We start from the raw sequence: 13137 nt of genomic DNA on the forward strand, positions 1-13137 counted from the left end.
TCCATTCGTGAAACCGACCCCCGAATTCAACCGATCGAACCCTATCGACGTTTTCTTTAGAACTCCTTGCTATTCAAGATTGTAGTTGAGGCCCGCCGATGCTCCGGCAGTTTTTTTTTAAAAGGTTGAGCACATGTCCAACGCCCTCGCCCGGTCCACCGAACTGTTCCGGTTTCACAACTGGGAGGAAATGGACATGGAAGCCATGAGACTGGATGCCATGCTTGAATCGGGAGAGCTCATCATCCGCACGGCATCCGATCCGGCCGAGGTCGAGACGGAATGGCGGGCACTGGAAAGAAATGCGTTCGGAACGCTGTTTACAACCTACGACTGGCTGTCGTCCTGGTACCGGCTGGTGGGACGGCCACGGGGCTACCGCGCCCTCATCGTGGTCGGCGAAATCGACGGCGAACCGGCCTTCCTGCTTCCGTTGGCGCTGACCCACAAGGCGAAAGGGCTGTTGACCATCGGGCGGTTTCTCGGCGACTTTCACGGCAATCAGAACAGCGGCTTGTGGCGCAAGGACATTCTGGCCGGCATCCACACCCAGTCGCTGCACAAGGCACTGGTCGAGCTGGGACACACGCATGGCATCGACCTCTTCGACCTGAAGTATGTTCCCGCGACGATCGACGAGCGCATTCACCCGCTGATCGACCAGCATGCGATCGAGAGCCTCAATTCCATCCATGTGTTTCCGCTGGAAGCGGACTTCCAGTCGGTCTATCGCACCCGGCGCAGCGGCAGCGCGCGCAAGAAGCTGCGCGCGAAGGAACGCAAACTGGCGGAAACCGGCGAGCTGCGTTTCGAACGCGCGCGCGATGCCGCAACGGCCATCCGGTTCTTGAACGCGCTGGTCGAGCAGCGCAGCGCCCGACAGGCCTCGCATGGCATCCCCAACGTGTTTCACCACGCGGATGCGCATGCCTTTCTTCAGGATCAGCTGCTGCAGGCGATGGAAGAAGGATCCGACCGCTTCATGATCCATGCGCTCCTGCTCGACGGCGAGGTGCGCGCGACCTATCTGTCCGGCCTCAGGTTCGGGCGGTTTCATGCCTATACCAACAGCATTTGCGACAGCATCGCCAGCCACAGTCCGGGCGACCTGCTGCTGAATGCCGTGATCGCCGATGCCTGTGCTCTGGGCGCGTCGAGCTTCGACTTCGGCCTCGGCGCCGAACGCTACAAGACCGCCTGGGCCGACAAGGAACTCCTGATGGATGTCGAGGTGCCGGTGTCGCTTCGCGGCAAACTGGCCTCGGCGGCCATCCAGCGGCTGCGGCAGATCAAGCGGCGCGTGCGCAGTTCGCCGAAGCTCTGGGCGCTGGTTCGCCGGATCCGCAAGCTCAAGGCCTGATTAGCAGGCCCCTCTCCGGACCTTCAGAATACGAAAAGGCCCGCCGCATGATATTGCGGCAGACCTTGGAATGATGACAAAGCCTCGAAAGAGGCGTCCTCCCGGACGCAGCGCTAGCTGCGATCCGAGATCGGCGCGGCACGGTGTTGCAGCTGGCAATTCCCTAAAAAGGCTAGGTCTTGGCTCTGCGATACCGGGTCGCGCTTTCGCTTGCCCGGTATGACGCGGGAGAGCAATCCCATCCTTTGTCAGAAGTCTGAGGCCCGCCGTATGGACGTGCGGCGGGCCTTTGGTTTATGTGCCTGCGGTTGGTTTCAAGCAGCCATATCGGAATGGCGCCTAGCGGTTTCGCCCTTGCGCTGCACCGATTCCACCGCGACGGGAGCACCCGTCTGGTCTTCCAGCATGCGCAGCGCTTCTTCCAGCTCCGGCCCCGCCGGCGACCCGCCCGTTGCAACGACGACCTGATCGGCCATCGCCAGGATCTGGGCGCTGATGAGCGAATCGTCGATCAGGCCGAGATCGAAGAACACCTGATCATAGGTATGGTCGATTGCATCCATCAGCATTTCGAAGCGTCCGGCCTCGGCCAGCTCGTCATCGATGACCCGGCGTCCCGATTCAATCACATGGGCGCGCGAGGCGGCGTCGCGGTAAATGACGCCGGCGAAGGACGCGGAGCCTTCCAGCAATTCGGCGAACCCCGGAACGGCCTCGGGATCGCCAAGGTCCGGGCGCACCTCGAGGAAGAGCGGCATGATCCCCTCTTCCGCCGCCTCGCGTACCAGGCGGAAGGTGACTTCCTGGGCGACCTCGTCGCTGTCCACGCTCAAGACGGCAACCCGGCGCGGACGCATCCGGTCGACCGCAGGCGCGGCAACCGGAGGAGGTGCGGGTGCGGCAAGCTGCTCGCCCTCCTGTGCCGCGGCGACCGGGGTGACATCCTCGTCCCCGACGGGGCCGCGCTCGTTCCCGGAAGGCCCGGCACCGGTCGCCCCGCCCTGTCCGTTCGACGGCCAGTCGTAGCCAAAGCCGCTCGATGCATAACCGGCCTGACCGGCGCGGTAGCCGGGTGCTGCGGACGACGGCATCGGCGTGGAACTCGGTGTGGCCGACGCGCCAAGCGGCACATGACGGAAAGCCCGGCCGGAGAGGAACTGGCCGAGGATCGCCCAAAGGCTCCCCAGCAGGAACACGACGAAGGTCAGGATCGAGGCAATCGGCACCACCTTCGGCGAATAGGGCTCGAGCGGAACCGTCGCGCGGGAAATCACGCGGGCATCGGCACCAAGCTGCGGGGCGTTGCGGCGGGTATCGGCCTCGCGGTAGCGGGTCATCAACTGGTCGAGCTGGGTTGCCTTGACCTGTGCCTCGCGTTCCAGCTCGCGCAGCCGGATCTGATCCTCATTCGAGCGCGACGCGCGCTGCTTGAACTGTTCCAGCGTCGCGGTGAGCGATGCGACGCGGTCCTGCTGCACGCGCGCCTCGTTCTCCAGACCGGCTGCAATCTTCTCCGCCTCGTTGCGGATCTGGCGTTCGAGGTCGGCAAGCTGCGAGCGCAAGCCCCGGATCTGCGGGTGGTTGGGCAACAGCGTGGTGGACAGCTCGGCGATGCGCGACTGCAGCTCGACCTGGCGTTCGCGAAGCCGCTGGACGAGCTGAGAATTCAGCACCTCGGCCGCGCTGTCGAGAGAGGCGCCAGTGTCGAGCTGACGGCGAATGAGGTTGGCGCGCGCTTCGGCCTGCGACTGGGCGGCGCGGGCATCGGAGAGTTCCGTGCTGAGTTCTCCAAGCTGCTGCTGGTCCAGGGTCTGGTTGTCGGCACCGAGCAACAGGCCGGCCTGGGAGCGGAACGCCTCGACCTTTTCCTGGGCTTCCTTGACCTCCTGGCGCATCCGCTCGATTTGCGGCTCAAGGGCGGTTGCGGCGAAATCGGTGGTCTCGCGCTTCACCGACGACTGAAGATCGAGATATTCCTCGACCAGCGCATTGGCGATGCGCGCCGCGCGCTCGGGATCCCGGGAGGTGAAGCGCACGGAAATCACACGCGAGCCGTCGACCCGGTACACCTCCAGATTCTCGTAGAACACCTTGAGAACGCGTTCTTCAGGAGAATTGCGACCAGGATCGCGCATCAGGCCAAGGGCGACCAGCGCCTCGCGCAGGAGATTGGATTTCGGCCCGGCCTCGAATTCAGGGATGGAGGCGAGGTCCAGCCGCTGGGCCACCCGGCGCAGCAGGTCGCGGGACATCAGCAATTCGACCTGGCTCGCAACCCCTTCGTTGTCGAGCAGCGCGCGCTCTTCCTCGACGCCGCGCACATCTCCCGGGTAGACCGAATCCGAAGTCTGGATCAGCACCTTCGATTCGGCGCGGTATTTGGACGGGACGAACTGGAGAACAACAACGGTGGCGATGGCGACGGCAATGCACAAGGGCAACAGCCATCGCAGCGCCCGCTTGAGGGCACCGGCCAGAGCAGACAGGTCGATCTCGACCCTTTCATCCGCGCCATGTACGTGCGGCTCAGTCATTCGCTGTACTCCCAGGAACCATGAACCGAGTTTGCGCGATTATGGTAAGCGGACCGTTAACCGGACCTTCAAGACATGCTGAACACCTTCGATTGAAATGATCCATCCGGATTCACCGCAAGTTAACCACGTTGCGGGAAATACTGGCGCAGCCTCTTCGGGAGTTCAGCATGATCACGCGCCTTGCCATTGCCATATGTCTGGCCCTCACGGTTGCCGCCTGCGGCGGATACCGTCAGCCGCCGACGGCATTCCACGAGATCCTCACCAAGCCCTACCGGCTTGATTCAAGCGACCAGTTGCGCGTCATCGTTTTCGGGCAGGCGGAGCTCAACAACACCTATACGGTCGACCAGGCCGGCTATATTTCGATGCCCTTGATCGGCAGCGTCGCGGCCCGCGGCCTGACCCTGCGCGATCTCGAGGCGACGATAACAAAACGCTTGAAAAACGGATACTTACGCGATCCGGACGTCTCGGTCGAAGTGGCGGTCTATCGCCCGGTCTTCGTCATGGGCGAGGTCACCAACGCCGGCCAGTACCCCTATGTGGCCGGCATGACGGCACAAAATGCGATCGCCACGGCCGGCGGCTTTTCCCCGCGCGCCCAGCAGGGCAATGTCGACATCACACGGCAGATCAACGGCGAGGTCTTTTCCGGCCGGGTGCCGATCACCGATCCGGTGCGACCGGGCGACACGATCTACGTGCGCGAACGATTCTTCTGATTTCGCAACAAACGGGGCCGAACGCGGATCCTGCCATGAATTAACCTGAGACTCACGGCTCCCTGCTAGCGTCTAGCGTGCATGACCTGAAGCCATAATTCGGGCGTGCACGAGCTAGAGACAGGGAGTTTCTCATGGCTACCGCGCCCTTGCGCATCGTTCATATCGTTCGAGCGCCGATCGGGGGGATCTTCCGCCACATCGCGGATCTCGCCCTTGCACAGACCCGAGCCGGCCACCAGGTGGGCGTCATCTGCGACGCCTCCACCGGCGGCGCATTCGAGGCCGAGGCCATCGCCCGCCTTGCCCCGCAGCTTGCCTTTGGCGTCGCGCGGTTTCCGATGCGCCGTCAGGTCACGCCCGGCGATCTGCGATCCGTGCTCAGCCTTTACCGTCATGTCCGCGATCTGGCACCGGACGTCCTGCATGGCCATGGTGCCAAGGGCGGCGTCTTTGCCCGTGTCATCGGCTCGGTGCTTCGCCTGGGCGGGCGCAAGGTGACACGAATCTATTGCCCGCACGGCGGTAGCCTTCACTACGACCCGTCCAAGCTGGAGGGCCGGATCTATTTCCGGCTGGAGCGCCTGCAGCAGCGCTTCACCGACGGCCTCGTGTTCGTGTCCGACTATGAATATGCCGCCTACGAATCGAAGGTCGCTCACCCGACGATCCCCGCGCGCGTCGTCTACAACGGCTTGTCGCCGGAGGAGTTCTCCGCCGTTCCCACCGATGCGGACGCCGCCGACTTCCTGTTCATCGGCATGTTGCGCGACCTCAAGGGACCGGATCTCTTCATCCGCGCCCTGCATGACCTCAAGACGATCTACGGCATCACCGCGAGCGCCCGGATCGTCGGCGACGGCGAGGACCGGCCGCGCTATGAGGCGATGGTGGCCGACCTCGGCCTGTCCGACCACGTGACCTTCACCGGCGCCCTCCCGGCGCGCGAGGCCTTCCGCAAGGCGCGCTGCGTCGTGGTGCCGTCCCGCGCGGAGGCAATGCCCTATATCGTGCTGGAAACAGTCGCCGCCCAGGTTCCCCTGATCGCGACCCGCGTTGGCGGCATCCCTGAAATCTTCGGCCGCTACGCGGACCGCCTTGTCACGCCCGGATGCGTTCAGGAACTCGCCGCAGCGATGGCTGCTGCCCATGCCGACCCGGATGACATGCAAAGGCAGGCCGAAAGACAGCGCAAATGCCTGTCGGAAACCTTCAACGTCGAACTGATGAGCGACCGCATCACATCGCTCTACATGAGCACGCGCGGCGCGCGCGATCCGTCCGCCCCCGTCCGGAGCACCGAGGCGCCTGCCCTCGGGTCCTCCGCGGTGCTTGCCCGCAACGAGACATCGCCCTCCGGCGACGCGGATTGAGCGGGGAGGAAACAGCATGACACAGAACCACTCCGCACAGTTGCTCAAGGACGTCCTGCCGGCCGCGGCTCCGGGCGAAGCGCACGCAACCTCCGGCACTGGCACTGGCACTGGCACTCGCACCAGCACTGGCACCGGAACTGGCGCCAAGGCTTCCGGCGGCCTTTCCCCGCGCGCGCTCGAAGTCGCCGAAAGCCTGCAGAAATCCGTCATCTCGCCGTCGGTTCTGAGCGGTTTCGTCCGCCTCGCGGACATGGCAATCGTCGGGATCATCGGCGTCGTTGCATTGACGGGCGGGTTCGGCGGGGAAAGCGCCATGACCGACGTCCTGGCGACGCTCGGCATCGCGCTGATTCTCACGGCGACCTTCCTTCAGGCCGCCGACTGCTACCAGATCCCGGTGATGCGCAATATCGTGTCCCATGGGGCACGCATGACCATCGCTTGGACGCTGGTCTTCGCCGCCCTTTTCATGATCAAGACCTTCGGCGGCCTGCTCGACGGCATTGCCGACGAGCAATATTCGATCTGGTTCGGCCTTGGCCTTGCAACCTTGCTTGCCGCGCGGTTCACGGTCTCGCTGTTCGTGCGCAAATGGACGAAGGACGGCCGGCTTGAACGCCGCGCGGTCATCGTCGGCGGCGGAGAGGCGGCGGCCGACTTCATCCACGAGGTGGAACGCCAGCCGAACAACGACATTCGCATTTGCGGCCTGTTCGACGATCGCAAGGGATCGCGCTCGCCGGAGGTCGTCGCCGGCTATCCCAAGCTCGGCACGGTGAACGATCTCGTCGAATTCGCTCGCGTTGCGCGCATCGACATGCTGATCGTCACGATTCCGCTGCGGGCCGAAAAGCGCCTTGCGGATTTCCTCAAGACGCTGTGGGTGCTGCCGGTCGACATCCGCCTGTCGGCCCATACCGACAAGCTGCGCTTCCGCGACCGCGCGTCGTCCTTTATCGGCACGGTGCCCTTCGTCGATGTCGTCCACAAGCCGATGGCGGACTGGGATTCCATCGCGAAGCGGGCGTTCGACCTGGTGTTCGCCAGCCTGATGATCGTGCTGCTGGCGCCGGTGATGGTGGCCACCGCCCTCGCGATCCGGATGGAAAGCAAGGGCCCCGTGCTCTTCCGCCAGAAGCGCTACGGCTTCAACAATGAAGTCATCGACGTACTGAAGTTCCGCTCGATGTATCACGAGATGGCCGATCCGCTCGCCAAGAAGGTCGTGACCAAGAACGACCCACGGGTGACCAGGGTGGGGCGTTTCATCCGGCGCACGTCGATCGATGAACTGCCGCAGCTCTTCAACGTGTTGCGCGGCGATCTCTCGCTGGTCGGGCCGCGGCCGCATGCGGTCAACGCCCATACCAACGAAAAGCTGTGGGACGAGGTCGTCGACGGCTATTTCGCCCGCCACAAGGTCAAGCCCGGCGTTACCGGCTGGGCGCAGATCAACGGCTGGCGCGGCGAGGTCGACACGCCCGAGAAGATCGAGAAGCGGGTGGAATACGACGTCTACTACATCGAGAACTGGTCGATCCTGTTCGATCTGCGCATCCTCTTCCAGACCCCCTTTGCGCTTCTGAAGACGGAGAACGCCTATTGACCACGACCATGCCCCCCGGGGTCTTCCCCGCGACACCTGCGACGATGCGGCACGGCCCCGGCCTCGCCGCATCTTCCGTTGCGACGGTCGCCCTGTGGGTCGTGGTGTTCCTGGGCGGCTTCGTGCTGAACGAGCCCGCACCTTACGAACTGGCGATGCTGATCGTCATCAGCGGCTGGCTGTTGAGCGGTCCGCGCTTCGCGACGGCATTGGCGCCGCTCCTGCTGATTGTCACGCTTTTCATCACCGGCGGGCTGATCGCCACCTTGATGTCCGACGATTTCGGCGAAGCGATCCTCTATATTGCGGTGACGGGCTTCCTCGCGCTCACGACCGTGTTCTACGCCAGCGTCGTCGCCGCTGACCCTGCGCGCCTCGATACGGTTCGAAAAGCCTATACCGCGAGCGCGATCGTCGTCGCCCTGACCGGGATCGGCGGCTATTTCGGCCTGCTGCCCGGCGAGGTATTCACCCTCTACGGCCGCGCCAAGGGAACCTTTCAGGACCCCAACGTCTTCGGCCCCTTCCTCGCCCTGCCCTGGGCCTTCCTGCTTCACGGGCTGCTGACGCGCCCGTTCCGCGAGATGCTCTGGCCGGCCCTCGCCCTTGCCGTGCTGAGCTTTGCGATCCTTCTCAGCTTCTCGCGCGCCGCCTGGGGCCTTGCCGCCTTTTCCGGCATCGGCATCTATGCGCTGGTCTTCATCACCGCCACCGACGGACGGCAACGCGCGCGTCTTCTGGCAATCGGCGCGGCGGCCGCGCTTGCCGTCGTCGCGATGATCGTGATCGCCCTGTCGGTCGAGTCCATCTCGGGAATGCTGCTGCAGCGCGCAAAGCTGGTGCAGGATTACGACACCGCCCGCCTCGGGCGCTTCGCCCGCTATGCGCTGGGGTTCCAGATGGTCGTCGACCATCCGCTCGGCCTCGGGCCCTTGCAGTTCCGCAACTTCTTCCCCGAGGACGAGCACAACACCTTCCTCAAGGCCTTCACCACCTATGGCTGGCTCGGCGGCGTCGCCTATCTTGCGCTGGTGTTTTTCACCGCAAAGCAGCTCTCGGGACTGATCTTCCAGCCCCGCGCATGGCAAGGCGCGGCGCAATGCGTGTTCGTCGTGCTCCTGGGGCACATGCTGATGTCGTTCATCATCGACACCGACCGCTGGCGGCACCTCTACCTGCTCTATGGCCTGGCCTGGGGCCTGATCGCGGCCGAATACAGTCTGCGCGCGCGCCGGCGCGACGCCTCCCGCAAACCGGCCGCTCCGGCGCCGTGAGGCGACAATCCCCAACACCGCTTCGACATCGCTCCAGAAGCGCTTGCGCCCCCAACGTGAAGCGGTTAGGAAGAGCGGGTTCGGCCGTGCCGGACAGTCGGGCAGTAGCGCAGCCTGGTAGCGCACTTCACTGGGGGTGAAGGGGTCGTCGGTTCAAATCCGGCCTGCCCGACCATTACTTGATCTGTTTCTTCCAATCATACGCATTGAGACATATCGAGACCGACCGATCCGGCCGGACCGGCCGACGCGCGGCTTCCATCGCGCGCTTGCGTTGCAAATCGAAGCAACCGTCGTTTCCCGCAAGACAGCCGCCCGTTTTGCATGCCGAGAGGCGGAGCGAGCCATTTTCCCGGCAAGGGACATCCGCTCGTCTTTTCAGCTTATGAGCAGGTCGAGCAGCCTGGCGTTCTTCTCTGCGTCGAGGCGATCGGCCCCCAACACAAACCCGTTCAAGATGCTTTTTCCCTTTTCGTTCGAGAGAATCGAGCGATCGACAATCCGCGTTGGAACGAACCATCCGTCTTCCACCGCGCTTTGAAGCCGCTTGATCAACGAGCGAACCGACAGCGGAACATCGGCGACAACGGAACGACTGACGGTGAGCCCTGCCCTTTTCGTCGCCGCATGGTGAAGAAGGATCTGCTGCGTGCAGGCATTGAAGCGGAAATTCGGATCGAAAACGATCAGTCGCCCATCGGCAATCCGGCCGATATCGAGCCCCGCCACCCCGATGAACCCCATCGCACGCGCTGCCTCCCCGATTTCGATGGCAAGGTCCACGCCTTCTGGCGGAAGGGGAGTGTTCGGATCGATTATGCTCCCCGACTGGCAGCCCGGCGCGGAAAACATCTGCTCGGCGGCGCCCAGATAGACCACGCCGGCTTCTGAGATCGCAAGGTTGGCACACCAGCACCTTTCAACCGGCAGCTCCTGTTCGACGACGCAAGTCGAGATCTCCCTGGAGAGGAACTCCGCTTTCACTTCGAGCAGGCGTTCGAGCGTATCGCAAAACCGCACGGTGCCGCCCCAACCGGTTGCCTCCTCGCCCCCCGCCTTCACGACAACCGGGTGGTCAAGGCGCGCGCCGAGGGTTGCGGTCGGCACGATGCGGCGCGGCGCCAGGGCCCGTGCCGGAGCGATCCCGGCGAGCCCCGCCTTGCTGTTCAACCGCCCCCACAGACCCGTCCGCACAAGATGCGCGCTCTCGTGAAACCGGCCGCGGCGAAGGGGATACGGCCAAAACAGGGGCCTCCCCTCGGCCGCCAACGAATCCGCAATGGCCTCGGCCTCCTCCGCGCTGTCATAGATGCGGATGTCTTCTGCGATCATCAGTCCCGCATCCTGCAGAAACGTCAGGATTTCATCCGTGACGCCGGAACGGTGGCGCACGGTCGGGCGGGTCCCCAAGACCCCCAACAAGTGGAGCGTGATCGAATCGAGATTCGCAGGGCCGACCCCGAGCAACCGAAGGCGTTCAAGATCCGTCCGTGCCATGAAGGCCGCGTTTTCAGGCCACAAGCGCGCCGGTTCAACCGGGGGAGAAAGCTTTGGCAAGGCAGTCATCAAAGAAATTCCTTGATCGCCATTGCCAGCTTCAGCACGCGCGGGCTTGCCCGGTCCCCGGAAATCGTCGGTGTCTTGTTTATGTCCAGAAGCACCGGCTTTCCATCATGCAGGACATAATCGAACTTTCCGAAATCGACCTGCCACTCCTTGCGAATGTTCATCAGTTCTGCCGGAACCTCTTCCAGATAATCGAAGCGAACCATGGTTCCGGTCTTCACCAGAGGGTCGGTTGCATAAAGCCGGTACCCGTAATTTTCCGATCCGAGGAAAACCCATCCACGCAAACAATACAGGTCGCCATCGCGCTCGGGCAGGAAACGTTCGACAATCAGGTCGTTCCGGGACCAGACCCACTTTGGAACACGTCGCATATCTTTAAGGATCGGGTAGTCATCCCCGGGCAAATAACGCGCGAGCTTCCAGTTCAAGCTGGCGAGCCGCTCCCGGTTTTTGTTGAGAAATCTCGCGCCTTTCGACATCTGGCGAAATTCCGGCCCGCCAAAATGGTTCAAGTCCGTCTTGACGATGACGGGGCCGTCCCAATCGTCGTCTTCCTTCAAGAGGATACGGGACAAACGACGCTTGGAGATGTCCAGCACATTGCCGTTCAATACGGGCACACCGACGGGAGGCTCGGGCAGTCGCAGCGGGTCAAGTCGGGTGACATCGTGATGAAGGATGCAAAGGTCGGACATCTCATGAAAGCGGCGACCAACCGACACGGTCCATCCCATATCCTCCCAGGCACTGCGAAAACAGTTCACCAAATAACTGTCTCCAAGACCCCTCTCGAGGTGAGAGATACTGACATGAACCATTATTTTTCCCGGAACAGAATAAGAAAATCGATTGATCAATGTCTTATTCGAGACGACAGAATAGAAAATAGTCAGACATGCACACTTAAACAGCGTCCCTATTTCAGGTCTTCTCAGAACAAAGGACAGGTAAGCGCCCAGCCGGAAGATCGGCGCGGAACATACCCGTTGTTTGCAGGCGTTTTAGAAAGCGCGCATCCGTTCAAGGGGCTGCGCTTCACCCAGCCGACATCCACCACAAGGAGCTACCTGTTCGACAAGGCAAATCCGAGGTCGACCGGTCAGCTTTTCGGCGGAAACGATACTCGGCTCCGCCCCTTTGGTCCATACATCCGATCGGCGGGTCCGGGAAACCTGGCCGAACCGGCTCCGACAGCCTGGAACAGGCAGCAGGATCATCGCTGTCGATAGTTTTTTTCATCGGCGAGGTTCTGGGCGTCGCGCTTGCTTGCGAGCTGGCGGGCACCGCCGCTCCCGCTCCGCGTGCAACACGCGAACGACCTTCCCTTGAAGGTTGGTATTAAAAGGCTTTTTCTCGCATTCCTTATTGCCAGTCTCGTCGTGCCGCCGTTAGATGATTGAGGATAGAGCGAACGCCATCCCAACGACGAGCGAAGCAAGCGCAGCGCGGGGAGGAAGCGATGCGGATCAAGCAGGTGACGCCGACCGCCCTGCGGGGGCGGGCCGGTGCGGCGATCGACGAGTTCCACAAATGGTGGCTCCAGACCGACGGCACCATGCGCCCGGACATGCCGCATTTCGCACGCCAGGTGTTTCTCAGCCCGGAGGCGGACGGCGAGCGGATCCCCGACATCGGCTATCTGGGTCAAGGCTCCTTCATCAACGAAGTCATGGGCGGCAAGTTCGGCGACGATCAGGCGGCCGCCATCCGCCAGGCCGATCCACGGTTCGAGGCCAGCGTTGCGGCCGGCTATGCGATTGCATCAACCGGCCGCGCCGTGTGCGAAGACGTGGAGATGGAGGTCACCCCTCCCGGCATGCAAACGCCGCTCCACGTCGCCTATTACCGGATCATCGTTCCGGTGAAATTCGCACCCGAGACATTTGCCCTCGTCAATCTGACGCTTCCAAGAGACGACTGGCGCGTGACACACATTCAGCCAGATACAAGGCATCCTCGCGCGAACTGACCAGGAAGGCGTCGTCCTGCTGGCGTCCCGGCGCCGGGTCATGCCAGATCGTTGCAAGCGGGTACTGCCGGCAGGCGCCGTAGATATAGCCGAGCCCGAGCCGCACATGCTTGTCCCGCGCCAGGCCGACCGACCAGTCGGGCGCCCAGGACATCATCGACAAAAACAGCGCCATCTGCGCACCGTGTGCGAGCGCCCGGCGTGATTTGCCGGTCGACCGAAATTCCTCGGCGGTCAGCGCTTCACCGGAATAGCAAACCCGCCCCCGAATTTCCTGCATGGGCCGGCAAGACCAGGTTTCATCCAGAAGATCCTGCCCGACGGACCGGTACAGCCGCGTCAACTTGTTGCGATGGTGCTCCAGAAAGGACATGTCTCCGGTTTCGAAGACTTGCGAGCAATAGAACACCACCGGCTTTCCTTCGTGAAGAAGGGTCAGACAAAATCCGTTCTCGCGATTGAATTCGAAGTGCTCAAACTGGAAGTGCTCCGTTACATGCTTTCCTGCCTTTTCGATACTTTGAACGATGTCGCGAAAGTCCACGTCGACCCTGTACTCCAGATCCATTTCATGGAGCTTTCTGGCGAGAATGTCCCGCGCCCGGGCGAAGACGTCGGTTTTAAGCGGTCCGATTGTCATGATTCGATCCCTAAATCATTGGTGGTAACGGACCTTTTACGACGGCCGGAATCGGCTTGCGTCAATCCGGCCTGTTAAAAA

Annotated in this window: 10 protein-coding genes and 1 tRNA gene; 7 read left to right on the forward strand and 4 right to left on the reverse strand. The window is 62.7% G+C overall.

The genetic code is table 11. The annotated features are described in order from the left end of the window. Window positions 1-133: 133 nt before the first annotated feature. Entirely contained in the window at window positions 134-1360 is a 1227-nt protein-coding gene (locus LC092_RS00500; protein ID WP_224803976.1) for a GNAT family N-acetyltransferase, read from the forward strand. 314 nt (window positions 1361-1674) lie between these two features. Here LC092_RS00500 and LC092_RS00505 read toward each other — a convergent pair whose 3' ends face one another. Then, window positions 1675-3894, reverse strand: a complete 2220-nt coding sequence (locus tag LC092_RS00505; protein ID WP_224803978.1) for an exopolysaccharide transport family protein — start codon at window positions 3892-3894, stop codon at window positions 1675-1677. Window positions 3895-4064: 170 nt separating this feature from the next. Between LC092_RS00505 and LC092_RS00510 the strand changes: the two genes are divergently transcribed. The 5 genes from LC092_RS00510 (at window position 4065) to LC092_RS00530 (ending at window position 9053) form a co-directional block, all read left to right on the forward strand. Then, window positions 4065-4622, forward strand: coding sequence for a polysaccharide biosynthesis/export family protein (locus LC092_RS00510; RefSeq protein WP_224803980.1), 558 nt, complete (start codon window positions 4065-4067; stop codon window positions 4620-4622). A gap of 134 nt (window positions 4623-4756) precedes the next feature. Next, complete coding sequence (locus LC092_RS00515) at window positions 4757-5995, forward strand: glycosyltransferase (RefSeq protein WP_224803982.1); 1239 nt, start codon at window positions 4757-4759, stop codon at window positions 5993-5995. 16 nt (window positions 5996-6011) lie between these two features. Then, a complete protein-coding gene (locus LC092_RS00520) occupies window positions 6012-7604 on the forward strand; it encodes an undecaprenyl-phosphate glucose phosphotransferase (RefSeq protein ID WP_224803984.1) in 1593 nt (530 codons plus the stop codon). Window positions 7605-7648: 44 nt separating this feature from the next. Continuing rightward, window positions 7649-8878, forward strand: a complete 1230-nt coding sequence (locus tag LC092_RS00525; RefSeq protein WP_224803986.1) for an O-antigen ligase family protein — start codon at window positions 7649-7651, stop codon at window positions 8876-8878. Between the two features lie 98 nt (window positions 8879-8976). Further along, window positions 8977-9053 (forward strand) — tRNA-Pro (locus tag LC092_RS00530). 203 nt (window positions 9054-9256) lie between these two features. Here LC092_RS00530 and LC092_RS00535 read toward each other — a convergent pair. After that, on the reverse strand, window positions 9257-10444 hold the full coding sequence (locus LC092_RS00535) for a hypothetical protein (RefSeq protein WP_224803988.1): 1188 nt from the start codon (window positions 10442-10444) through the stop codon (window positions 9257-9259). Further along, entirely contained in the window at window positions 10444-11265 is an 822-nt protein-coding gene (locus LC092_RS00540; protein WP_224803990.1) for a hypothetical protein, read from the reverse strand. The genes LC092_RS00535 and LC092_RS00540 overlap by 1 nt, the downstream gene beginning before the upstream one ends. 641 nt (window positions 11266-11906) lie before the next feature. Here LC092_RS00540 and LC092_RS00545 point away from each other — a divergent pair. Beyond that, entirely contained in the window at window positions 11907-12416 is a 510-nt protein-coding gene (locus LC092_RS00545; RefSeq protein WP_224803992.1) for a hypothetical protein, read from the forward strand. Here LC092_RS00545 and LC092_RS00550 read toward each other — a convergent pair. Continuing rightward, window positions 12340-13056 carry a hypothetical protein gene (locus LC092_RS00550; RefSeq protein ID WP_224803994.1) on the reverse strand — a complete coding sequence of 239 codons (717 nt, stop codon included), beginning with the start codon at window positions 13054-13056 and terminating at the stop codon, window positions 12340-12342. The genes LC092_RS00545 and LC092_RS00550 overlap by 77 nt on opposite strands. Window positions 13057-13137 lie beyond the last annotated feature (81 nt).

It is taken from the genome of Stappia stellulata, from assembly GCF_020176715.1.
In the GTDB taxonomy this organism is placed as follows: domain Bacteria; phylum Pseudomonadota; class Alphaproteobacteria; order Rhizobiales; family Stappiaceae; genus Stappia.

Coding starts and splice junctions, on each gene's coding strand:
- LC092_RS00500 (WP_224803976.1), top strand. CDS start 134: ATGTCCAACGCCCTCGCCCGGTCCACCGAACTGTTCCGGTTTCACAAC.
- LC092_RS00505 (WP_224803978.1), bottom strand. CDS start 3,894: ATGACTGAGCCGCACGTACATGGCGCGGATGAAAGGGTCGAGATCGAC.
- LC092_RS00510 (WP_224803980.1), top strand. CDS start 4,065: ATGATCACGCGCCTTGCCATTGCCATATGTCTGGCCCTCACGGTTGCC.
- LC092_RS00515 (WP_224803982.1), top strand. CDS start 4,757: ATGGCTACCGCGCCCTTGCGCATCGTTCATATCGTTCGAGCGCCGATC.
- LC092_RS00520 (WP_224803984.1), top strand. CDS start 6,012: ATGACACAGAACCACTCCGCACAGTTGCTCAAGGACGTCCTGCCGGCC.
- LC092_RS00525 (WP_224803986.1), top strand. CDS start 7,649: ATGCGGCACGGCCCCGGCCTCGCCGCATCTTCCGTTGCGACGGTCGCC.
- LC092_RS00535 (WP_224803988.1), bottom strand. CDS start 10,444: ATGACTGCCTTGCCAAAGCTTTCTCCCCCGGTTGAACCGGCGCGCTTG.
- LC092_RS00540 (WP_224803990.1), bottom strand. CDS start 11,265: ATGGTTCATGTCAGTATCTCTCACCTCGAGAGGGGTCTTGGAGACAGT.
- LC092_RS00545 (WP_224803992.1), top strand. CDS start 11,907: ATGCGGATCAAGCAGGTGACGCCGACCGCCCTGCGGGGGCGGGCCGGT.
- LC092_RS00550 (WP_224803994.1), bottom strand. CDS start 13,056: ATGACAATCGGACCGCTTAAAACCGACGTCTTCGCCCGGGCGCGGGAC.